Here is a 21416-nt window from a genome sequence, read left to right as displayed (position 1 = left end):
GGTAATCCAGGAGACTGGAGCGGTGACTGCGGGTGCGAACGTGAATGACATCGAGACGGTACTGCTCCTCGGCGGACGAAGTGAGATCGGCCTCGAGATCGCGGTCAGGCTCGCGCCGGGCCGCAACATCGTTCTGGCTGCCAGACGCAGCGGCGAGCTGTCGGAGCAGGAGCAGATGCTCAGGAACGCCGGAGCGGTCGGCGTCTCCACCGTCGAGTTCGACGCCGACGCCGTCGACACGCACGGAGACCTCCTGGGCGCCGTAGTCGCCGAGCACGGTCGGATTTCGGTTGCAGTGCTGGCCTTCGGAATTCTCGGCGATCAGGCGCGTGCCGAAACCGACGCGGCGCATGCGGTCGCGGTGGTGCACACCGACTACGTGGCTCAGATCAGCATCCTCACGCACCTCGCGGAGATCATGCGCCGACAGGGAACCGGAAAGATCGTGGTGTTCTCGTCCGTCGCCGGCGTTCGGGTTCGCCGCGCCAACTACGTCTACGGGAGCGCAAAGGCCGGCTTGGAAGGTTTTGCCAGCGGTCTGGGCGACGCGCTGCACGGTTCGGGCGTGCAGTTGATGCTGGTACGGCCAGGGTTCGTCATCGGCAAGATGACCGAGGGAATGTCGCCTGCCCCAATGTCGAGCACTCCGTCGCAGGTCGCCGACGCCGTCGTACGGGGACTGAACTCCGGTGCGACTCGGGTGTGGGTTCCGCGAATTCTGCAGCCGGTGTTCTTCATCATGCGGCTTCTGCCTCAGACGATCTGGCGCCGGATGCCGCGATGACCGCACACCCGGTGGTGATCGTCGGCATCGGCGCCGACGGCTGGGACGGGCTGTCCGAGAGCGCAAAGGGCGCAATCCTCGGTGCGGAGGTCCTGATGGGGTCGCCGCGCCAGCTGGACTTGGTCCCGGCGGCACATCTCGGGGCACGGCGTGCGCCCACCCGGCTCACCTGGCCGTCTCCGATGATTCCGGCGTTGCCGTCGATGTTCGCCGAGAACGCTGACCGCAAAGTATGTGTGCTCGCCAGCGGTGACCCGATGTTCCACGGCCTCGGTGTCACGTTGGTCCGGCTGCTCGGCGCGGACAACGTGCGAGTGATCTCGCACCCGTCGTCGGTGGCGTTGGCGAGCGCGCGAATGGGATGGGCATCGGCCGACGTCGACGTCGTGAGCCTGGTGAACCGAGACTCGGCGACCGTCTTGGCGGCAGTGGTCGATGGCGCGCGCCTGTTGGTTCTGAGCAACGGGCGCTCGACACCGGGGGAGGTGGCTCGTCTGTTGTCCGCCGCGGGCTTCGGACGATCGACTCTGACTGTGCTGGCCCAGCTGGGCGGGGCCGAGGAATCGCGGACCGTCACGGTGGCAGACGAGTGGGATCACGCGGACGAGGACGTGGACGCGTTGAACGTTCTGGCCGTCGAGTGCATCTCGGTCGATCATCCGTTGCGGCTGACTCGAATCCCGGGTCTACCGGATGCTGCGTTTGTCGGCGACGGTCAGATGACCAAGCAGGAGATCCGCGCATTGACGTTGTGTGCACTCGCACCGGCGCCGGGAGAACACCTCTGGGACGTCGGCGGAGGGTCGGGAACCGTCGCCATCGAGTGGATGAGAACCCACCCGCGTTGCACTGCAACAGCATTCGAGAAGGTGGCGGGCCGGGTATCGCAGATCGGTGCCAATGCACTCAATCTCGGCGTGCCTGCGTTGGCAGTGAAAGGGACCGCGCCCGAGGCGTTTGCGGACGAGGTTCGGCGTCCCGATGCGGTGTTCGTCGGCGGCGGCGTCACGCAACCGGGAATGCTCGAAGCGTGCTGGGAGCAGTTGAGCGTGGGTGGTCGTCTGGTTGCCAACGCCGTGACTGCCGAGTCCGAATCATTGCTGCTCGGCTGGATGAGTCGCCATGGTGGGACGCTGCGACGCTTTCAGGTGCAGCGCGCCGAGCCTTTGGGCGCGTTCAACGTTTGGCGACCGCAACTTCCGGTGGTCCAATGGTCCGTCACAAAAAGTCAGCCGTCTGCAGGCGCAGACACAGATACGCCGGAGGAATCCACACAATGACCGTTCATTTCATCGGTGCGGGTCCCGGTGCGGCAGATCTGATCACTGTCCGCGCGCAACGCATCATCGCTGCGAGCCCTGTGTGCTTGTACGCCGGAAGCCTTGTCCCGGCGGAGTTGCTCGAGTGGTGCCCGGTCGGGGCGCAGGTCGTGGACACCGCTCGCCTGAGCCTGGACGAGATCACCGCGATCCTTGTCGAAGCGCATTCGGCCGGACTGGACGTCGCGCGTCTGCATTCCGGTGATCCGTCGATCTTCAGTGCAGTGGCCGAGCAGGCTCGTCGCCTGGACGCCGCGGGTGTCGATTTCGACATGATTCCCGGTGTTCCTGCATTTACCGCGGCCGCCGCCGCGCTGAGGCGTGAGTTGACCGTCCCAGGCGTCTCGCAGACCATTGTTCTCACCCGAGTCTCCACCTTGTCGACAGCAATGCCGGAGGGCGAGGATCTGCGGTCCCTGGGCCGCAGCGGCGCAACGATGGTGGTTCACCTCGGCGCTCATCGCATCGAACAGATCGCATCCGAATTGGCCGACAATTACGGCGAGGGCTGCCCGGTGGCGGTCGTCGCCTTCGCCTCGCGGCCTGAGGAGATCGTTGTTCGAGGCACTTTGAAGACGATCGTCGAACTTGTTCATGCAGCCGGCATCACGAAGACGGCCGTTGTGATCGTCGGCCGAGTGTTGACTGCTGAAGGATTCCCGGACAGCTATCTCTACTCGGCGGCGCGTGAGAGAAGCACACACTGACCCCGACGGGTACTCGTCGTCGCGTGCTCCTGCTCGGCGGCACGGGTGAAGGGCGAGTGATCGCTTCTCGGTTGGCCGGTTCAGCCGACCTCGAAGTTGTCACATCGCTGGCCGGCCGGGTTCGTGATCCTCGATGGCCGGAGGGGGAAGTCCGCATCGGTGGGTTCGGGGGAGCCGAAGGCCTCTCGGAGTGGTTGTCGGCCAACGATATTCGTGCAGTGCTGGACGCCACACATCCGTTTGCCGCTCGCATCACCAAAAATGCATTCGACGCGTGCCGCGCGAATTCCGTTCCGTACGCCATGTACCGACGCCCCCCGTGGCGCGAGCAACCCGGCGACACCTGGCTTCCGGTACGCGATCTCGATCGCGCCACAGAATTGGTGCCGACGGTCGGCTCACGCGCTTTTCTGACGATCGGGAGGCAAGGAGTTTCGGCGTTCGACCGTGTGAAGGACGTCTCGTTTCTCGTGCGTTCCATCGATCCGCCTTCAGGGACATTGCCGCCTCATTCGCAATTGCTGCTCGCACGTGGCCCATTCGACGTCGAAGCGGAAGTCGATCTGATGAGAACTCACGGCATCGACGTCGTGATCACCAAGAACAGTGGCGGCGAGCAGACGTACGCAAAGATCGCCGCCGCCAGGCAATTGTCGATCCCGGTGATCGTCGTCGAACGACCACCGATCCCGGCGACCGCTCCGGCCTTCGACACCGAAGCCGGGGCGGTGGACTGGCTCACGGCTTTCGGTAGTGGAACGGCGCTGTGAGGCCGACATCGCGTTCGCTTCAGGTTCGTCTAAGGTTCCGTGACCATACTGGAGGGATGTTGGGATCTTTCGACGCCGCACTGCGGGACCGCGCATGAGAGTGTCGGTTCCCGGAATGAGCCGTCGAAAACCATCGGGAATTCACGTTCGGACGCTCCATGCGCGCGTAAAATTGCTGACTGCAGGCCTGGTGGCGATCGCGGTGATCGTGTCGGCGTCGGCGGTGTACATCGTGTTCAACGCGTATTTGCAAGGCAACGTCGATCGACAACTCGAGCGCACGAGTGACGCGATCACCGACACCGTCAATTTCGGCGGTGTCACACCGGTTCTGGGATTGACGGCCGGCGCGGATACAGCGGTCATCCAGGCGGTGGGGCTTCTCACTGCCGACGGCGCATTGGTGACGGCGACTCCCGGTCTGCCGCCGTTCAGCACCAGCGCAGACGCCATCAGGTCGATCGCAGACGGCAATTCGTCGCAGACGATCGCAACCGTCGATGCGTATCGAATTCTTGTCGAGCCCTCGGTTGCGGGCCAAACTTTGGTTGTCGCGCAATCCTTGGGGCCGACACGTTCGGTCCTCAAGCGACTCGCAGTGGTGTTGGCGGCACTCGGGGCGGCCGGTATCGCACTCGCTTACGCGGCCGGAGATGCTGTGGCACGCACAGGATTACGGCCAATTGCGCGACTCACTGCGGCAACGCGGCGGGTTGCCGAAACGGATGATCTTGCGCCGATTCCGGTGACCGGCGACGACGAGTTGGCGTCGTTGACAGTCAGTTTCAATCGGATGCTCGGGACGTTGTCGGAATCGCGGGCGCGCCAGAGAAGTCTGATCACCGAAGCGGGCCAGGACCTTCTGGCTCCGTTGACTGCACTTCGCACCAATATCGAGTTGTTGATGTCTTTCGATACCAAGTCCGGCGCGATTTCCGAGGCAGATGCAACGCAGTTGCGTGAGGAAATCACGGACCAGATGATGGAGTTGACGCTCCTCGTCGGAGAGTTGGTGGACCGTGCGCGGGTTGACGAAAGCACGTTGGGGAGAGGAGATTCCCTCTAAATCGGACGTCTGACCAGCGCCTTTGTTGCATTCGTAATTGAAGCAATGGAAGGAGCGCTGGTAATGTGGGGCAATTGTGAAGTTTTTGGGTATAGCTGGAGTGTGGCGCGAACCGTGGGGTTTGCTGGGCGGGGGCCTTTGGAGGACGAGAGGGATTCAGTGGTCAAGCAAGCACGCGCCGAGCTGACTCGGCAGCAAATCGTTGCCGGCGCGGCCGCGCAGTTCGAGAAGACTGGTTACGGCAGCACCAGCATGGCCGACATAGTCTCGGGGGCCGGTACTACCAAGGGCGCGTTGTACTTCCATTTCGCGTCGAAGGACGAGCTCGCGCAATTCATCATTGCCGAACAGCATCGGCTCTCGATCGAATCGGTGCGGGCGATTTCCGCGACGGGCAAGGACCCGTTGGAACAGATGATCATGCTCACGCACGAAATGGCACGCCAGATTGTCGACGAGCCGATCGTTCGCGCGGGCATTCGCCTGACGCTGGAACTGAGCACGTACGAGGGGCCGGTGGAACCGTACGCCGAATGGATCTCGGCAATCACCGATCTCACCGCCAGAGCTCAGGCGGAAGGTGAAATCCGAAAATCGGTCAGCGCAGAATCGTTCGGCAGGTTCATGCCCTCGGCATTCACCGGGGTACAGCTGGTTTCGAACGTTCTCACTCGACGCTCGGATCTTCCGGATCGTGTCGACGAGATGTGGCAGATCCTGCTTCCGGGAATCGTCAGCGACGAACTTTCCGGTGACATCGAGCGCCTCGTCAAGTCGCGGTGGACTCCGGCGGCGGCGTAGCCTGCGGGACATGGCCGTCACGCGGATAGTTTCGGATCTGTCGAGTAGTTCGCTCGAGGCCGCGCAGCGCTTCTACACCGAAGTGCTGGGCCTCGAAGTTGTCATGGATCACGGGTGGATCGTGACGTTGGCTTCGCCGACGGATCCGTCCTTGCAGATCAGCATCATGACGCACGACGCTCATGCGCCCGTAGTACCGGATGTCTCCGTCGAGGTGGATGATCTCGACGCGGCGTACGAGGCCGCCGTGCAGCGCGGCGACACCATCGTCTATCCCGTCACCGAGGAGCCGTGGGGGGTCCGCAGGTTCTTCGCTGCCGACCCCGACGGCCACGTGATCAACATCCTCAGCCACCGACGCGAGCAATGATGGCGTCCCGCCCGGGCGGGCTGACGTACCTCGAGGTGGGCGCAACGTCAGGCGTTCTCCCCGCCGGCTATCACCACGTTCACGAGAGCGCGACGGTCGGATCCGGACGGGAGGATTTCGAGGTCGCAGCTCGTACCGTCCTGGAATGGGGAATGCACCGCGGAGCCGGTCTGACTGTCCGTACGGCAGCCCCGACCGCGGTGGCAGGTCAGGATGCGACTTTCGGACTCGGTCCGGTGACTATCCCCGTTCGGATCGTCTATGTCGTCGACGACCCCAATCGCAAGGGCTTCGCGTACGGAACCCGCGCAGGCCACCCCGAATGCGGGGAGGAGTTGTTTGTCGTCCAGTTCGACGAGACCAGCCAAGCGGTTCGTATCGAGATCGTCGCATTCTCCAAGCCTGGAACGTGGTGGGTGCGTCTCGGCGCTCCGATCGGACGTCGAGTTCAGGCGTTTGTGACGCGCCGCTACATCCGTGCCGTCCGCGCGAGCGTCGACCGATCGCGGGTTTGACCCGTTGTAGGCGTCAATTCAATCCAGCGTACGAGTGCAATCCCGACACGACGTAGTTGATTGCAAACATGTTGAAAAGCATGGTTGCGAGCGCAGCAACATTGATCCATGCCGCACGCATGTTCTTCAACCCTGCGGTAGCGCGCGCATGGAGGTACGCGGCATAGAGAACCCAGGAGATGAACGAGACCGTCTCCTTGGGGTCCCAGCCCCAGAAACGTCCCCACGCGGCTTCCGCCCAGATCGCCCCGCAGATCACCCCGATGCTGAACAATGGGAACCCGACGACCGTAGTTCGATAGGCCACGCGGTCAAGCAATTCGGATGACGGCAGTCGTGCCGCAATCCAACGCAACGCGCGTTTCTTCGACTGCGGACCCACCTCGGCAATCATGAAAAGTGCGCTGACCGCACTTGCGAACGTAAGGATGCCGGAGGCGGCGACGATGATCGTGACGTGCACGCCGATCCAGTACGAACGAAGAGCGGGTACGACCGGCGCTGCCTCGGCATACATGCTTGCGGCGGCGACGAACAGAAGCACCACGGTGGGTGACAGAACGAAGATGGTCAACGATCGAATCGGGTACCGCCGCAGAATGACCAGCCAGCATGCCACCAATGCCGCGCTGAGGAAAAGCGCGTACTCGTAGAGGTTTCCGAGAGGCCATCGGTGCGTCGAGATGCCGCGAAGTGCAAGCGCGGTGACGTTGAGCACCAGGGCGACGACGATGAGAGACATGGCAGCGCGACCCGCACGATGGGCGCGGGTTCGATTCGGCGGCAATGCGATCCGGCCGGGCAACGCCGGATTCGGTGCACTTCCGGCATGTGCGAGTGCCGGTCGCACTGTGGCAGAGAGGGGTGCGCTGGAGAAGTCGACGACGGAAAGAATAAGGGCGAGAACGTAAATCGCGAAAGACGACGCGAAGGCGTAGTCGCTGTACTGCGCGAGAACTGGATCGACCGACATCAGGCTCCTCATAACGACCGGTTGGTTGTCATTTGGAATCTACTACACACGATCGTAGAACTGGCAGGGCCGTCAGTCGGATCAGTGGTCCGGAAAATGATTGGACGAGCTTCGGTTCGGGTTGATAGCTTGTGCGAGACCGTGACAACACGCCAGGAGGTGAGACCCATGAACGCTGTAACCATGTGGGTGCTCCCACTCGTGTTCACGGATCGGCGATTGACGTAGGTGTCGCCGGGAGCGCCTCGAGTAGGCATCCCGAAAGGTGACACCATGCAATCCAATTCTCAGACCATCGAATTCACTTCCGAGACGACGTTGAACGGTGTCGTCGAACGCCATTTCATTCTGGACGACATCACCGGTGTGCTCTGGTCACCCGCGTCCGGATCTGTCGAATCACCCCTTCTGCTGTCCGGGCACTCCGGCGGCATGCACAAGAAGGCACCAGGACTGGTTGCCAGCGCACTCCACAGTGTGAGCTCCCACGGGTTCACAGTCGCCGCGATCGACGCGCCCGGACACGGCGACCGGCCGCGGAACACACAGGACGAACAGTGGGTCGAGGCGATCCACCAGGCTAGGGCGGCCCACGAGCCGATCGCCCCGATCGTCGTCGAGTACAACCGATCGTTGGCGGAGCGTGCAGTGCCGGAATGGCAGGCGACCATCGACGCTCTGCAAACGCTGCCCGACGTCGACGCCGACGCTCCGATCGGCTTCGGCGGCGTGTCGCTAGGGGTCGTGACCGGGCTGATGTTGGCCCCGGTCGAATCCAGGATCGCTGCCATGAGCTTCGGGGGAGTTTTTGTGGACGACTCCCTCATCGAAGCGGCACGAAAGCTCGCGGTCCCGGTCGAGTACCGGATCCCTTGGGACGACAAGGATTACGACCGCACGTCGGGGATAGCGTTGTTCGATGCCTTCGGCTCGAAGGAGAAGACGCTGCACGCCTACTCGGGCAGGCACTATCCGGTGCCCGACTACGAGCGCGACAGTTCGGCTCGGTTCTTCGCCCGCCACCTCGGCGGGAGCGTTGGCGCTTCCGCGAGCTGACGTGAACACGTATCGGCGTCCGGCGGTGTCGGACGCCGATACGAAGTCGAACAGTATGGCGTGACCGCCCGGACTCCGCGACGCGCTCACAACGGGGAGGACACAGGCCCAGTCGGTGAGCAGATCGTCGAACACGTCGACACCGTACTTACGGGAGTTTTTCACTAATGTCACCCGGGCCGGTTCCCGCGTCCGACATAGCCCGTTTGTGGTCAGCGTTGATGATCTGTTGCGTCAGTTAGCAATTCGGCGACCAGATCGAAGTCGTCGGCGGCGATATCTCGGTCGCCCGCTGCTCGGATCCGCTGGAGAGATTGCTCTCGTCTCTCCTTGAACCACAGATTGACGTGAAGGGCGATGTCGCGGGCAACGGCAATATCGACGGAGCTGATTTGCGCCATCGCCGCGGGGCGGGTGGCTGCGTCGAGCGCGAGGTGCACGATGTCGAGAAGGTCAGTGCCTTGTTTGTCTCCGGAACGATTCATCACCGCCTGAAGTTTCATCGCGATAAGTGGGCCCGGCTCGGCAACTGGGGTGGTGACCTCGACAAGATTGCCGTGGGCCCGGATCACCGCGATGGTCATGTCGCTGGCGGTGTCGTTGGCCCACGCGTGCGCTGAAGCGTGGAGCCGATCGCCAGGATCGTCGCTGGGGTGGTCGATCTCGATCTGACGGACTTCGAGCACGTCGACCTTCACTGATCCGTACGGCGTGGGCAGTAAGACGGCTGCCGGCTCGACAGGCTCAGCGCCGTTGGCAGAACGCAGGACTTCGAGTTGGGGGATATCGCCGAGAAGTCGATCCACAAGATCGAGGTCGACCGTGGCTCGGTGGGGATTCGACAACCGCGACAGTACAGCGAGTCCGCCTACGATGACAGGCGGCCCCCCGAGCAGTGACCGGACCTCGATAACACCCTGAACTACGGCGGCCATCGCATCACCGGCAAAGGTAACTCGGCTACCAGACACGGGTCCACCGGACGTCGGGTGTCCATGCGTCCAAGATCTCCCGGCCGCGTCCGGCGTCTTGGGCGAGATCGAGTGCGACGAACAACGGATGTGTGAGTGGCCATTCGAGCGCATTGGAGTCGAAATTGACGCGGTGATTCACGGCTGCGGGTACAGGCGCGACCCGCAACGTGGCCTTCGCCTGCATCGCAGAGGCTGAAGTTCCCAGCAGGGTAGTAGCGCGCCGGAGGGTCGAAGGGTCGGGGACAAAGAAGTCGAGGGTTTGGTCTGAGCGGAATGCCAAGGGCGCACCGTACATAGCGGCCGCCGCAGAGTCGGTCAAAGCCCAACCCGGTTCCTTCTCGATTGTGTCGAGATTGAGCCGCAGTGGTCGCATCAAAGTTGCATCGTCCCGAGACGGGAGCGCAGCTAAGTGAACGCGGGGTTTCGGCCAGCGCTCGGCGACCTGCCAGAACAGTTCGGTGCTCGTCGGCATATTCCTCGCATCGACGAAACCGTCGCGGCGGAGGGCAGCCAGTATCTCCGAGACCGTGCTGGGGGAACGACCCAACTCCCGCGCGAGCTCACGCACCGCGAAAGTTCGCTCGGGATGCATGAGCACTGAAACTGCGACCTCGAGGCCGGCCTTGCCGCCGAGTGCTTCCGACCGTTCAAGGCGTTTCTGGAGCGTCTTTACTTCGGCGTCTATGACCATGCTGCCTGTACGTATGGCAAGTCGTCCGCGGAGATCGAGGTAGCCGCAGCGTCGCTGGACGAGGATCGCGCGCGCGGTTTCGGTGAGGCGGTCCGATACGACAAACAATGTCGTGTCCGTGGACTGGTTTTCGGTGAGTAGTCGTTCGGCAACCTGGTCGGTGACCAGAGAGCGGTACTTCATCTGGATTGGGACGGCAAGACCGTCTGGGTCCAGCACAAGATCGATGCCGGTGCCGGGTTCGCGGATTGGTGGTTGGGCGTCGATGCCTAATTCTGCGAAGGCGTCGATCACGAAAGCCTCAACGGCGGAAGCCTGGTTGTTCACGCGTGTATCGTTTCAGCATGTTCGGTGTTCGGTCAATACCGAACACCGAACATGGTTGATTGCAGCTCTTCGCGCATTCACATCATGTCGGTACTTGAGCGGGCCGATATCGCACGGCGACTGCACCCGACTGGAACTCGTGGCGGTCGACGAGCTCGAGTTGGATGCGCTCGCGCAGGCCCGCGAGCAACGTCGGTCCGTGTCCGGCGAGGACCGGTTGAACAAGGAACTCGTACTCGTCGATCAGTCCCAGGTCTGCCAATGCCAGGGGGAGTGTCACTCCGCCAACCCACAGGCCTTCGCCGGGCTGCTCCTTGAGTCGCTGAACTGCTGGCCCCAAGTCGCCCGGCACCAGCTCGGCATTCCAATCGACCCCGCTCAGCGTGCTCGACACGACGTACTTCTTCGCCTCGTCGATGGTCTCGGCGAACGGGATCTCCCACTCGTCCATCCAGTCAGGCCATGTGCCCGTTGCGGGCCGCCGCCACGCCGACTCCATCATCTCGTAGGTCGCCCGGCCGAATACAAGGGCGTCGGCTCGTTCCATCTGGGCGGTCCAGTAGCGCATCGACTCCTCGTCGGGTGGGAGCCCCGCCTCGTGATGGCAGCAGCCGTCGAGGGTGACGTTGATCGAGTATCGAAGTGGTCTCATCTCGTTGTTCTCCCCTGATATGCGCAGAGTGACAGCACCGGACCGTACTCAGACTACTGCCGGGCCGTCGGTGTAGATCAGGTTCGGGACCTGGAGTCACGCGGGGGTCGACCGAACAGCAACCAGGCGAGCGCACCGAGTACGGGCACCGCGATCACCAGTGCCGACCACCAGAATTTGGCGCCCGAGCGGTCGAAGTCGGTGCGCACGATCGCCACGAGCGCGCTAATCGTGATGAAGATCCAGGCAAGAACGAAGACGGTGAAGGTGATGTCCACCCAAAGCGGAATGGTGGGGTTGTGGATCGATTCGTTCACGCTTCCAGACCACTTTCGACGACTGTGCCTTGATGAAACAACACGCTCCATCGATTCTCGGCGAACCGCCAGATGGATGATCGCTCGGTAACCCGATGCGCCTGCGCCAGACGGTACATCACCAGATACGTGTCAGGCGCGATCCTGCTCAGCGTTGGCCGGTCAACCCTTCACCCGAGGCTCCGATCTCCCGGAACTCCGGGTCGACGACCGCATCGAACTCGTCTCGTGACATCGCTACTCGAGTTCGGTGAAACAGAGGTTCGAACTCCATCAACTCGTCGAGGATCGGGCGCAACTCGTGCGGGGTCGTCACGACTGCTCCGAGAACTGCGCCTTCATCTCGATACCTATCTCCGCGTGTCGCAGGAGGAAGGCCTTCTCGTCATACCCCTTGCGCCGCAACCAGAGAGTGACCTCGCTGTTGCATTTGCTTGCATTGCACGAGCGGCACGCCGGTGCGATGTTGTCGAGCGTGTAGCGCCCACCGCGGGAGATCGCCAGCACACAGTCACGCTGCGGCGACTCGTCCGGCTCGCCGCAGTACGCGCAGCCACCCCAGGCCGCTTTGAGCGCGGACCACTGCTCGACGGACAGGTCGTGCTCCACCAGATCCATTCGGCGTTTGCGTTTGCGCGCGTATCTGGCTTTCCGGGTCCGGTTGACGGGCATGACGCCATGCTATCGCCGAGTGGTGGTTACTCCGGGTACCGCCGCGGGGTGAACACCTGACGGCCCGAACCGGTTTCGACGACCGTCGTCATCGACGATCCGACGATCAGCAGCGTCCGCATGTCGATCTCGGAAGGCTCGAGCTCGCCGAGGGTTACGACGCGAACTGATTCCTCGGCGCCGGCAACATCGCGCCCGATGACAACAGGAGTCTCGGGGGAGCGGTGCTCGAGCACGAGGTCCTTCATGGCTTGGACCTGCCACGTCCGGGACTTCGACGCCGGGTTGTATACCGCAAATGCCATGTCTGCGGCTGCAACTGCCGAGATACGGCGAGCGACGACATCCCACGGCTTGAGGCGATCAGACAACGAGAGCACCGCATAGTCGTGCCCGAGGGGAGCGCCGACGCGACTGGCGACAGCGTTTGCCGCCGTCATACCGGGAAGGATGCGGACCGGGACCCCGCGCCACTGGTCTTCGGCGGCAACTTCGAGAACTGCTGCGGCCATGGCGAATACGCCGGGATCTCCCGACGAGACGACAGCTACACGGGCGCCGTTCTTCGCCAGGTCCAACGCCATCGCGGCGCGTTCGGCTTCGACGCGGTTGTCGCTGGAATGGCGCCGCTGGCCCGGACGCGTCGGCACGCGATCGACGTACGGGCCGTAGCCGACGAGGTCGGTTGCCAACGAAAGCTCATGCGCCACTTCGGGTGTGGTCCAGGCGGTGTCGCCCGGCCCGAGTCCGACCACGACCACCTCGCCGCTCAACTCGGCTGCGGGTCGAGGGTTGTTCGACGGGCTCGGAACGATGGCGATCGAGAAGTACGGAACTCCGTCCGGGTCGACCTCGGCAGCGGATTCGACGCGTTGACGTGTGGTGCTCGCGCGCTCGACGTAGTGCGCTTCATCCAAGCGGCCGGAATCCTCGAGTGATTGCAGGACCGGCGGGAACGTGCGTCCGAGCTTGAGGATGGCTGCGGCGTCGGTTTCCTTGAGCCGCCTGGTCAGCTCGGCCTGCGGCAATGTTCCGGGCAGGATCGTCAGGATTTCTTCACCCTCGACCAGCGGCTTTCCGAGTGCAGCAGATGCCGCGCTGACGGAGGTCACGCCGGGAATCACTTCGGCGTCGAAGCGATCGGCCAGCCTCTTGTGCATGTGCATGTAGGAGCTGTAGAAGAGCGGATCGCCGGCCGCGAGCAACGCGACGGTTCGACCGGCCGCGAGGTGAACTGCCAGCCGTTCGGCAGCCGCTTCGTAGAACTCGTCCATCGCGCCCTGGTATCCGCCGGCATGATCAACGGTCTCGGTGGTCACGGGGTAGACGAGGTGTTCTTCTATCTGTCCTTCGCGCATGTACGGCGCTGCAACTCCGCGGGAGATGCTCTTGCCGTGCCTCGCGGAGTGGAACGCAACCACATCGGCCTCGCCGATGACGCGGGCGGCCTTGACGGTCACCAATTCGGGATCGCCGGGGCCGATACCGACACCCCAGAGCTTGCCTGCACTCATTCGACTTCGCTCGCAATCGCATTGACGACGGCCGCGGTGATCGCGCTACCGCCGCGTCGGCCGCGGAGCACGAGATGATCGATCCCGCTGGCGTGTTCGATGAGGGCTTCCTTCGACTCGGCAGCACCGATGAAGCCGACCGGCCCTCCGACGATGGCGGCCGGACGGGGCGCGCCGGCTTCGATGAGGTTCAGGAGATGAAACAGTGCGGTGGGTGCGTTTCCGATCGCGACAACAGCGCCCTCGAGCTTGGCTCCCCACAGTTCGAGAGCAGCTGCCGAACGAGTGTTGTCGATGGTCGACGCCAGCACGGGAACCCGCGGATCTCCGAGGGTGCAGATGACGTCGTTGCCGGCGGGCAGACGCTTGCGCGTGATGCCGGCAGCCACCATCTGGGCGTCGCAGAAGATCGGCGCGCCGTCGCGCAGAGCTGCGCGCGCAGCCGAGACGACACCGGGGGTGAAGGCGACGTCGTCGACGAGATCGACCTGGCCACTTGCATGAATCATGCGCACTACAGCTTGCGAGACATCCGCCGGGAAACGGCTCAGGTCGGCTTCGGCCCGAATGGTGGCAAAGGACTGGCGATAGATTTCCGCGCCGTCACGGATGTACTCGATCATGTGCCACACGATAGAGGCATCACCGATCGGCCGGATTCACCCGGTAACCGTCACCCGTCGCAATCACATCCGCTACGTCCCCGCGGGGACGTCCGCAGCTGCGGTCGCACCCGGCCCAGTGCTGGCGCCCGACGACAGGCAGTTCTGCCTGCTCGACGGCGGTGATTGCGTCGGTGCGCACATCGGCGAGCGACTTCTCGCATCCCGGGCTTCCGGTGCAGGCGGTGACGTCGAGCCACGGTGAGTTCTCGTCGAAGATCAACCCCATCGGCGCCAACACCCGGACTACCTGCTCGGCAGCCCATTCGTCGAGGTCGAAGATGTGCACCGATCGCCACGGCGTCACGACAACGGGCTTGTCGACGGCGGCCAGGAACTCGGCCAGCCGAGCGTCGAGCAGCCCGAATCGCAAGCCTCCGCCCAGGGCTACGGTCCCGTCGCGCTGCTCGAGCCAGCCGATGGTGGGTCGTGCATCCGGCGTGAGGTCCGCCGCACCGGTGGACTCGGCGCTCAGACCCAGCTGCTCGAGGGTGCGTTCGATTCCGTCCGGAACCTCGGCCAGGCGCCAGTGCTTGTCGCGGACGTCGAGGAATGATCGAGCCGCCTCGAGGAGCAATTCGACGGCGTCGTCCGCCTGGACGCGGTGAGTGGTGTGGTGACCGGCGAGCACCAGTGAATGCTCGGTGGCGCTGCGCGCATGGAGCCCGAAATCGCCCCGTAGCCCGGTGATGTCTCCGCGCCCGTCGTCCAGGGTGAACAGGGTTCGCCCTGGCAGATCCGCCAATGCTTGATCCGCTTGGATCGCCGAATCGAGACGGTGGACCAGTTCACGAATGTCGGCTACGCCCCCGATACGGCCGGACAGTGGGGACGCGAGGATGTTGCGCACTCGCTCGTGCGTCGCGGACGGCAGCAGGCCGGCCGACGCGATTCGCGACGCGAAGGCTTCGGGGTCCGAGACCGAGCGCAGTTGGACGTTGCCCCTCGAAGTGAGTTCCATCTGCCCGTTGCCGAGATCGCGCGCTGCGTCGGCGAGCGTCTGCAATTGGACCGGGGTGAGGAGTCCGCCGGGTAGGCGCACGCGTGCCAGTGCGCCGTCGGCGGCGTGGTGAACTTGCAGTGCACCCGGGCACGCGTCTGGCTGTGAACGGTCCGTGGGCATGGCTCCAGGGTACGACCTGTCATGAGTGCCTTCTGCGGACCGGTAGCATCACCACCACCAGTGACGGCAGTTGAGGAAACCGGTGAAAGTCCGGTGCGGTCGCGCCACTGTGAGTGTTGCTCGAGCGGGACGTGTTTCCGCTCGGAAACACGAGTCAGACCCTCAACCGCCGTCGATGACAGATCTGTGCCACGGGGCGCGAAACCCCAGGAAGGCTTCACCCGTGATTCTTCTGCTCTCCACGTCCGACACCGATCTGCTGAGCGCCCGCGCCAGCCAGGAAGCCGGCGACGGCGTCTCCTATCGCTGGGCCAACCCCTCACGCTTGCTGGTCTCGGAGGACTTGCCGCCCTTGCTCGACGGCGTCGACCTCGTGATCGTTCGTATCCTCGGCAGCCGTCGCAGCTGGGAAGACGGCCTGGACATGGTCCTCGCCTCCGGACTGCCCGTAGTCGTTCTCGGCGGCGAGCACGCGCCGGATGCCGACCTCATGGAGTGCTCGACGGTCTCCGCCGGTGTTGCTGCCGAGGCGCACAACTACCTGGCCGAGGGTGGCGCACAGAATCTGGCACAGCTGCACCACTTCCTCTCCGACACCGTCCTGCTCACCGGCCACGGTTTCGAGCCGCCGGCTCACCTGCCTTCCTGGGGCATCGCTGATTTCGCGCCCGATCTCGACTCGGCGAGCGGTCCGGTCATCGCAGTGCTGTACTACCGCGCCCAGCATTTGGCCGGAAACACCCGGTACATCCAGGCCTTGTGCGACGCGGTCGCCGAGGCCGGTGGCACCGCGCTCCCGATCTACTGCGCATCTCTGCGAACCGCAGAAGCCGAACTTCTGAGCACGCTCCGCCGCGCCGACGCCATGGTCGTGACAGTTCTTGCTGCCGGCGGCACCAAGCCCGCCACCGCGTCCGCCGGTGGGGACGACGAAGCCTGGGATGTCGCCGCACTCGCTGCACTCGACGTCCCGATCCTGCAGGGGTTGTGCCTGACCAGTAGCCGCGCCACCTGGGACGAGAACGACGACGGACTGTCGCCTCTCGACGTCGCGACGCAGGTGGCGGTGCCGGAGTTCGACGGTCGCATCATCACCGTCCCGTTCTCCTTCAAGGAGATCGACTCCGACGGACTGTCCACGTACGTCCCCGATGTCGAGCGCGCTGCCCGTGTCGCCGGCATCGCAGTCCGTCACGGCAAGCTTCGTCACATTCCGACCACCCAGCGTCGCGTTGCTCTGATGCTCTCGGCGTACCCGACCAAGCACGCCCGTATCGGCAATGCCGTCGGCCTCGACACTCCGGCGAGCGCAATCGATCTGCTCACCGAAATGCGTTCTGCCGGTTACGACCTCGGTCCGGTCGACGGCCCTGACGCAGTTCCCGGCCTGGCAGCCAAGGACGGCGATGCGCTGATCCACGCCCTGATCGCGGCCGGCGGACAGGATCCCGACTGGCTCACTGCCGAGCAGCTCGAGGGCAATCCGATCCGCATCTCGGCAGCGAAGTACCGCGACTGGTTCGCCACCCTGCCCGAGGAACTGCGCAGCGGAGTCGAAGAACACTGGGGCACAGCGCCCGGCGAGTTGTACGTCGATCGCTCGCAGGATCCGGACGGCGAAATCGTCATCGCGGCACTGCGATTCAACAACATCGTCCTCATGGTCCAGCCGCCACGGGGATTCGGTGAAAAGCCTGTCGCGATCTACCACGACCCGGATCTGCCGCCGAGCCACCACTACCTCGCGGCCTACCGCTGGATCGCTGCCACCCCGGACAACGGCGGATTCGGCGCCGACGCCGTTGTGCACCTCGGCAAGCACGGCAACCTCGAATGGTTGCCGGGCAAGACGCTCGGCATGTCCAGCAACTGCGGCACCGACGCAGCGCTCGGTGACCTGCCGCTGATCTACCCGTTCCTGGTCAACGACCCGGGCGAAGGAACACAGGCCAAGCGTCGTGCTCATGCGACGCTCGTCGATCATCTGATCCCGCCGATGGCCCGTGCCGAAAGCTACGGCGACATCTCCCGCCTCGAGCAACTGCTCGACGAGCACTCCAACATTTCCGCACTCGATCCGTCCAAGCTCCCGGCTATTCGCCAGCAGATCTGGACACTGATGCGTGCCGCCAAGATGGACCACGACCTCGGCCTCGCCGAGCGGCCTGAAGAAGACGTGTTCGACGACATGCTCCTGCACGTCGACGGTTGGCTGTGCGAGATCAAGGACGTCCAGATCCGCGACGGTCTGCACATTCTCGGCCGTGCACCCCAGGGCGACGCCGAAATCGAACTGGTCCTCGCCATGCTGCGAGCCCGTCAGATGTGGGGCGGCGAACAGAGCGTCCCCGGTTTGCGTGAAGCACTCGGGCTCAGCGAAGACGGCGACGAGTCGCGCAGCCGTGTCGACGACGTCGAGGAAAAGGCGCACGCACTGGTTCGCGGCATGTACGACGCCGATTGGAACCCCGCTGCGGCAGAACAACTCAGCGACGACGAGACCGTCGTGAAGATCCTGCAGTTCGCGGCCACCGAAGTGGTTCCGCGTCTGCGGCAGACCGACAACGAGATCAAGCAGGTCCTGCACGCGCTCGACGGCGGATTCATCGCCGCGGGCCCGAGCGGGTCACCGCTGCGCGGCCTGATCAACGTTCTTCCCACTGGTCGTAACTTCTACTCCGTCGACCCCAAGGCAGTTCCTTCACGCCTGGCGTGGGAGACCGGTCAGGCGATGGCCGAGTCGCTCGCCGCTCGCTATCTCGCCGATCACGGCGAATACCCGCGCTCGGTGGGTCTGTCGGTGTGGGGAACCGCCGCCATGCGTACCTCCGGCGACGACATCGCCGAAGTGTTCGCGCTCCTCGGTGTTCGCCCCGTCTGGGACGAAGCAAGCCGACGCGTCGTCAACCTCGAAGTGATCGATCTCGAAGAACTCGGCCGCCCGCGCATCGACGTCACCGTCCGCATCTCCGGATTCTTCCGTGATGCGTTCCCACACGTGCTCGCACTGCTCGACGACGCCGTTCAGCTGGTCGCGGCACTGGACGAGACGGACGAGCAGAACTATGTGCGCGCCCACGCACAGGCCGACCTTGCCGAGCACGGCGACGCCAGGCGTGCGACCACCCGTATCTTCGGTTCGAAGCCCGGAACCTACGGCGCCGGACTGCTGCAACTCATCGACTCCAAGACCTGGCGCGGTGACGACGACCTCGCCGAGGTGTACACCAACTGGGGCGGCTTCGCGTACGGCCGTGGGCTCGACGGAATCCCGGCAGCCGACGACATGCGCAGTGCATACCGTCGAATCAACGTGGCAGCCAAGAACACCGACACACGTGAGCACGACATCGCCGATTCGGACGACTACTTCCAGTACCACGGCGGCATGGTTGCCACCGTGCGCGCGCTGACCGGAAAGTCGCCCGAGGCATATATCGGCGACAGCACTAGGCCGGAATCGGTTCGCACACGCACACTTTCGGAAGAGACCGCACGTGTCTTCCGGGCGCGCGTGGTCAATCCCCGCTGGCTCGACGCGATGCGCCGTCACGGGTACAAGGGTGCCTTCGAGATGGCAGCCACGGTCGACTACCTCTTCGGGTACGACGCCACCACCAACGTGGTCGCGGACTGGATGTACGAAAAGCTCGCCGAAACCTACGTTCTGGATGAGCAGAACCAGAAGTTCATGACGCAATCCAATCCGTGGGCACTACACGGAATCGCCGAGCGGCTCCTCGAAGCCGCCGAGCGCAACATGTGGGAGCACCCCGAGCAGAAGACACTCGACGGCTTGCGTCAGGTGTACCTCGAAACCGAAGGCGAACTCGAGGGGGAGTAAACCTCGAGAATCACCGGCAGGTCCGGGCGCTGAGGTGTTTCAGCGTCCGGACTTGATGATCTGAGCGATGTTCCGCTCCGCCAGAGCAGTGATGGTCAGTGACGGATTGACGGTGCCGGTGCTGCCCGGAATGGCAGCGCCGTCCATCACGTACAGGCCGTCGTAGCCCTTGACTCGCCCGTAGCCGTCAGTGGCCTTGCCGAGAACCGCACCGCCGAGGGGATGCGCGGTGAACGAGGAATTGACGTCTTTCGCGAACGGCAGGGCGGACGGCAGCGTGGTGCCGGCGAAGGCCATCTTGTTCTGGACGGCGCGCAGGGCCTCGACGGTGGCGTCGTTGCCGTTCTTCGGCCAGTTCAGCACCACCCGATCGGAGCCGCCGTCGTAGGCGAAGTCGGCGCGCTGCGAATCGAGGGTCATACCCAAGGTTCCGAGCATGCCGATGTTGACGGGTAGCCCGGGGACGTACCAGTTTTCCAGGGAGAGGGGCATTCCCGACTCGTCGACGATGCGTGATGCCGACGGTGCGGCGTGCGCAGTGCCGTCACTGAAGCCGAACGAGCGCACCATCCCGGCGTCGCCGTTCGTTCCCCAGCCCTTACCGACGTGTTCGTTGAGGTTCGGCAGCGCGCCCGTCGCCTGGGCGCGTACCAGCAGTTCGGAGGTGCCGATCGAACCGGCGCCGAGGAACAGACGGTCACAGGTAAGAGTCTTCCGGGCCAGAACGCCACCCGTCGGATCCGTCGATTCGACGTCGACGACGTAGCGTCCATCACGTTCGCGACTGATCGCGAGCACCTGATGTCCGTAACAGACGGTGGCTCGTCCGGTGGCTTCGGCGGCGGGAATGTAGTTCTGCGTGAGGTCGAACTTCGCGCCGTTGGAGTTACCCATGTTGCTGTCACCGACAGTGGCCGAGGCTCGGGTTCGGCCGTCGAGTTCTGAGCGCACCACGTCCCAGTTCCAGATCCCGTCGATCCGCTGCGGATCGAATCCGGCACGACGAGCGTCCTGATCCCAACGACGCGAGTGGCCGAAATTCGGGGTTTGGTAAATATCTTCGGGCAACGCGCTCAGACGCAGCATCTGGCGCACCTTGGGGTACCAGGTGGTCGCCATCTCGTCGTAGTCGAGGGAGTTGCCGAAGACTGCGTCGAAGAATCGGCGCTCGGGCGCGATCATCACGCCGGTGAAGATGATGGAACCACCGCCGACTGCAGCGCCGCGCCAGACCGAGATGTGTTCGTAGTCGGTGGCATCGAGGACGCCGCTGAAGTAGTCGCACACCACCGGGAGTCCGGTGAGGTTGGTGAACGATGTGCGCCGGAAAACTCCGCGGCCGTCGGCCAGCATGTCGGAGGTGTGAATCTCCCGCTGCGGATCATGCGGCCATCGGAGTCCGCGTTCGAGGATGGTGACCTGGGTGCCGCTCTGCGCCAACCGGAGAGCGGTCGCGCTGGCGCCGAAACCTGACCCGATGACGATGGCTTCGGAATGTTCCGGGGGAGTGGGCGAGGGTACGAACAACTCGGGGACGAGTGCGCGGTAGTGATCGGCACCCATCGGTAGCGCACGCAGAGGCGCGGGGGCGGCGTGGCTGATCGATGTCGACATGAGCGGTGTCGCGGCTGCAACTGCTGCCCCCACTCCGGCCGCTTTGAAAAAGTCACGACGCTGCATGTCACGACGCTGCATGTGTTTGTTCGACTCCCCAGTTCGACGATTTGCCTCAGAATAACTCGAGATGGAGTTTGGGGACGAAACGGCATGTTGAATGCGCACAGAAACCGGATAAAACGTGCATAAGTGGCATGTTTCAGCCGATTGCGGAAGGTCGCCGGATAGTCGCCGAGGCTCATCGGTGTCCAGTGAGAGGTTCCCGCCCCTATCCTCGAGGAGTGAACTCCGACTTCAAGCGCGTCTCCGAGGCCAAGTACGTCCTACTCACTACCTTCCGCAAGGACGGAACGCCGGTGGCGACGCCCCTCTGGGCCGCGCCGGACGGCGACAAGCTCCTGATGTGGACCGTCACCGATTCCTACAAGGTCAAGCGCATCAAGCGAAACCCCTCGGTCACAGTCGCCGCGTGTGACGCGCGGGGAAATCCGAAGGGTGAACCGGTTGCCGCCGTCGCCGAGATCCTCGACGCGCCGGGCACCGATCATGCTCGCGACGCGATCGCGCGTCGCTACGGAATCCTTGGCTGGATCACCATGAAAGGCAGTCTCCTGCGCCGCGGCAAGACCGGAACGATCGGACTTGCCATCACTGCAGCTTGA

Annotated in this window: 22 protein-coding genes and 1 riboswitch; of the genes, 11 read left to right on the top strand and 11 right to left on the bottom strand. The window is 63.9% G+C overall.

Going from position 1 to position 21416, the window contains the following annotated elements; genetic code table 11:
* Positions 1–22 precede the first annotated feature (22 nt).
* The 8 genes from H7C86_RS05395 (at position 23) to H7C86_RS05360 (ending at position 6332) form a co-directional block, all read left to right on the top strand.
* Entirely contained in the window at positions 23–784 is a 762-nt protein-coding gene (locus H7C86_RS05395; RefSeq protein WP_182261206.1) for an SDR family NAD(P)-dependent oxidoreductase, read from the top strand.
* Entirely contained in the window at positions 781–2064 is a 1284-nt protein-coding gene (gene cbiE, locus H7C86_RS05390; RefSeq protein ID WP_182261205.1) for a precorrin-6y C5,15-methyltransferase (decarboxylating) subunit CbiE, read from the top strand. The genes H7C86_RS05395 and cbiE overlap by 4 nt, the downstream gene beginning before the upstream one ends.
* Complete coding sequence (gene cobM / locus H7C86_RS05385) at positions 2061–2810, top strand: precorrin-4 C(11)-methyltransferase (RefSeq protein ID WP_182261204.1); 750 nt, start codon at positions 2061–2063, stop codon at positions 2808–2810. The genes cbiE and cobM overlap by 4 nt, the downstream gene beginning before the upstream one ends.
* A 23-nt stretch (positions 2811–2833) precedes the next feature.
* The gene (locus tag H7C86_RS05380; protein WP_182261203.1) at positions 2834–3580 is read left to right on the top strand and encodes a cobalt-precorrin-6A reductase; all 747 of its coding nucleotides are present in this window, start codon (positions 2834–2836) and stop codon (positions 3578–3580) included.
* Between the two features lie 115 nt (positions 3581–3695).
* Positions 3696–4646, top strand: a complete 951-nt coding sequence (locus tag H7C86_RS05375) for a HAMP domain-containing protein (protein ID WP_229757156.1) — start codon at positions 3696–3698, stop codon at positions 4644–4646.
* 159 nt (positions 4647–4805) lie between these two features.
* Entirely contained in the window at positions 4806–5447 is a 642-nt protein-coding gene (locus tag H7C86_RS05370; protein ID WP_182261202.1) for a ScbR family autoregulator-binding transcription factor, read from the top strand.
* A 10-nt stretch (positions 5448–5457) separates the two neighbouring features.
* Positions 5458–5817 carry a VOC family protein gene (locus H7C86_RS05365; protein ID WP_046378578.1) on the top strand — a complete coding sequence of 120 codons (360 nt, stop codon included), beginning with the start codon at positions 5458–5460 and terminating at the stop codon, positions 5815–5817.
* A complete protein-coding gene (locus H7C86_RS05360) occupies positions 5817–6332 on the top strand; it encodes a DUF1990 domain-containing protein (protein ID WP_182261233.1) in 516 nt (171 codons plus the stop codon). Before H7C86_RS05365 ends, H7C86_RS05360 begins: the two co-directional genes overlap by 1 nt.
* A 13-nt stretch (positions 6333–6345) precedes the next feature.
* Here the strand turns inward: H7C86_RS05360 and ccsB are convergent, their stop codons facing one another.
* The gene (ccsB, locus tag H7C86_RS05355) at positions 6346–7305 is read right to left on the bottom strand and encodes a c-type cytochrome biogenesis protein CcsB (RefSeq protein ID WP_182261201.1); all 960 of its coding nucleotides are present in this window, start codon (positions 7303–7305) and stop codon (positions 6346–6348) included.
* A 273-nt stretch (positions 7306–7578) separates the two neighbouring features.
* Between ccsB and H7C86_RS05350 the strand changes: the two genes are divergently transcribed.
* Positions 7579–8361, top strand: a complete 783-nt coding sequence (locus H7C86_RS05350) for an alpha/beta hydrolase (RefSeq protein ID WP_182261200.1) — start codon at positions 7579–7581, stop codon at positions 8359–8361.
* 212 nt (positions 8362–8573) lie between these two features.
* Here the strand turns inward: H7C86_RS05350 and H7C86_RS05345 are convergent, their stop codons facing one another.
* The 9 genes from H7C86_RS05345 to cobG form a co-directional block, all read right to left on the bottom strand.
* Positions 8574–9332 (bottom strand): nucleotidyl transferase AbiEii/AbiGii toxin family protein, encoded by a 759-nt coding sequence (locus H7C86_RS05345; protein WP_029538141.1) that lies wholly within the window; start codon positions 9330–9332, stop codon positions 8574–8576.
* Positions 9322–10353 (bottom strand): helix-turn-helix domain-containing protein, encoded by a 1032-nt coding sequence (locus tag H7C86_RS05340; RefSeq protein ID WP_182261199.1) that lies wholly within the window; start codon positions 10351–10353, stop codon positions 9322–9324. Before H7C86_RS05340 ends, H7C86_RS05345 begins: the two co-directional genes overlap by 11 nt.
* A gap of 82 nt (positions 10354–10435) precedes the next feature.
* Positions 10436–11005: a dihydrofolate reductase family protein gene (locus H7C86_RS05335; protein WP_021333484.1), complete on the bottom strand. Its 570-nt coding sequence runs from the start codon at positions 11003–11005 to the stop codon at positions 10436–10438.
* Between the two features lie 77 nt (positions 11006–11082).
* Complete coding sequence (locus tag H7C86_RS05330; RefSeq protein WP_182261198.1) at positions 11083–11322, bottom strand: PLDc N-terminal domain-containing protein; 240 nt, start codon at positions 11320–11322, stop codon at positions 11083–11085.
* 148 nt (positions 11323–11470) lie between these two features.
* Positions 11471–11638, bottom strand: a complete 168-nt coding sequence (locus tag H7C86_RS37150; protein WP_259349040.1) for a hypothetical protein — start codon at positions 11636–11638, stop codon at positions 11471–11473.
* Complete coding sequence (locus tag H7C86_RS05320) at positions 11635–11994, bottom strand: HNH endonuclease (RefSeq protein ID WP_019748490.1); 360 nt, start codon at positions 11992–11994, stop codon at positions 11635–11637. Before H7C86_RS05320 ends, H7C86_RS37150 begins: the two co-directional genes overlap by 4 nt.
* Before the next feature lie 26 nt (positions 11995–12020).
* The gene (gene cobJ / locus H7C86_RS05315) at positions 12021–13508 is read right to left on the bottom strand and encodes a precorrin-3B C(17)-methyltransferase (protein WP_182261197.1); all 1488 of its coding nucleotides are present in this window, start codon (positions 13506–13508) and stop codon (positions 12021–12023) included.
* Positions 13505–14131 (bottom strand): precorrin-8X methylmutase, encoded by a 627-nt coding sequence (locus H7C86_RS05310; RefSeq protein ID WP_007729839.1) that lies wholly within the window; start codon positions 14129–14131, stop codon positions 13505–13507. The genes cobJ and H7C86_RS05310 overlap by 4 nt, the downstream gene beginning before the upstream one ends.
* 19 nt (positions 14132–14150) lie before the next feature.
* Positions 14151–15293 (bottom strand): precorrin-3B synthase, encoded by a 1143-nt coding sequence (gene cobG / locus H7C86_RS05305; RefSeq protein ID WP_029255379.1) that lies wholly within the window; start codon positions 15291–15293, stop codon positions 14151–14153.
* A 74-nt stretch (positions 15294–15367) separates the two neighbouring features.
* A riboswitch (cobalamin riboswitch) is annotated at positions 15368–15453 on the top strand.
* 63 nt (positions 15454–15516) lie between these two features.
* Between cobG and cobN the strand changes: the two genes are divergently transcribed.
* A complete protein-coding gene (cobN, locus tag H7C86_RS05300; protein ID WP_182261196.1) occupies positions 15517–19137 on the top strand; it encodes a cobaltochelatase subunit CobN in 3621 nt (1206 codons plus the stop codon).
* Positions 19138–19176: 39 nt separating this feature from the next.
* On the opposite strand, the gene H7C86_RS05295 is transcribed toward cobN, so the two are convergent.
* The gene (locus H7C86_RS05295) at positions 19177–20832 is read right to left on the bottom strand and encodes a GMC oxidoreductase (RefSeq protein ID WP_182261195.1); all 1656 of its coding nucleotides are present in this window, start codon (positions 20830–20832) and stop codon (positions 19177–19179) included.
* A 203-nt stretch (positions 20833–21035) separates the two neighbouring features.
* Between H7C86_RS05295 and H7C86_RS05290 the strand changes: the two genes are divergently transcribed.
* Entirely contained in the window at positions 21036–21416 is a 381-nt protein-coding gene (locus H7C86_RS05290) for a PPOX class F420-dependent oxidoreductase (protein ID WP_029255376.1), read from the top strand.

This window comes from Rhodococcus sp. UFZ-B548 (assembly GCF_903819475.1).
Classification (GTDB): domain Bacteria; phylum Actinomycetota; class Actinomycetes; order Mycobacteriales; family Mycobacteriaceae; genus Rhodococcus_F; species Rhodococcus_F erythropolis.
Note: the sequence above shows the minus strand (reverse complement) of the source record. Positions and strands in the feature narration are given on the sequence as shown.

Coding starts and splice junctions, on each gene's coding strand:
- cbiE (WP_182261205.1), top strand. CDS start 781: ATGACCGCACACCCGGTGGTGATCGTCGGCATCGGCGCCGACGGCTGG.
- cobM (WP_182261204.1), top strand. CDS start 2,061: ATGACCGTTCATTTCATCGGTGCGGGTCCCGGTGCGGCAGATCTGATC.
- H7C86_RS05375 (WP_229757156.1), top strand. CDS start 3,696: ATGAGCCGTCGAAAACCATCGGGAATTCACGTTCGGACGCTCCATGCG.
- H7C86_RS05365 (WP_046378578.1), top strand. CDS start 5,458: ATGGCCGTCACGCGGATAGTTTCGGATCTGTCGAGTAGTTCGCTCGAG.
- H7C86_RS05360 (WP_182261233.1), top strand. CDS start 5,817: ATGGCGTCCCGCCCGGGCGGGCTGACGTACCTCGAGGTGGGCGCAACG.
- ccsB (WP_182261201.1), bottom strand. CDS start 7,305: ATGTCGGTCGATCCAGTTCTCGCGCAGTACAGCGACTACGCCTTCGCG.
- H7C86_RS05350 (WP_182261200.1), top strand. CDS start 7,579: ATGCAATCCAATTCTCAGACCATCGAATTCACTTCCGAGACGACGTTG.
- H7C86_RS05335 (WP_021333484.1), bottom strand. CDS start 11,005: ATGAGACCACTTCGATACTCGATCAACGTCACCCTCGACGGCTGCTGC.
- H7C86_RS05320 (WP_019748490.1), bottom strand. CDS start 11,994: ATGCCCGTCAACCGGACCCGGAAAGCCAGATACGCGCGCAAACGCAAA.
- cobJ (WP_182261197.1), bottom strand. CDS start 13,508: ATGAGTGCAGGCAAGCTCTGGGGTGTCGGTATCGGCCCCGGCGATCCC.
- H7C86_RS05310 (WP_007729839.1), bottom strand. CDS start 14,131: ATGATCGAGTACATCCGTGACGGCGCGGAAATCTATCGCCAGTCCTTT.
- cobG (WP_029255379.1), bottom strand. CDS start 15,293: ATGCCCACGGACCGTTCACAGCCAGACGCGTGCCCGGGTGCACTGCAA.
- H7C86_RS05295 (WP_182261195.1), bottom strand. CDS start 20,832: ATGCAGCGTCGTGACATGCAGCGTCGTGACTTTTTCAAAGCGGCCGGA.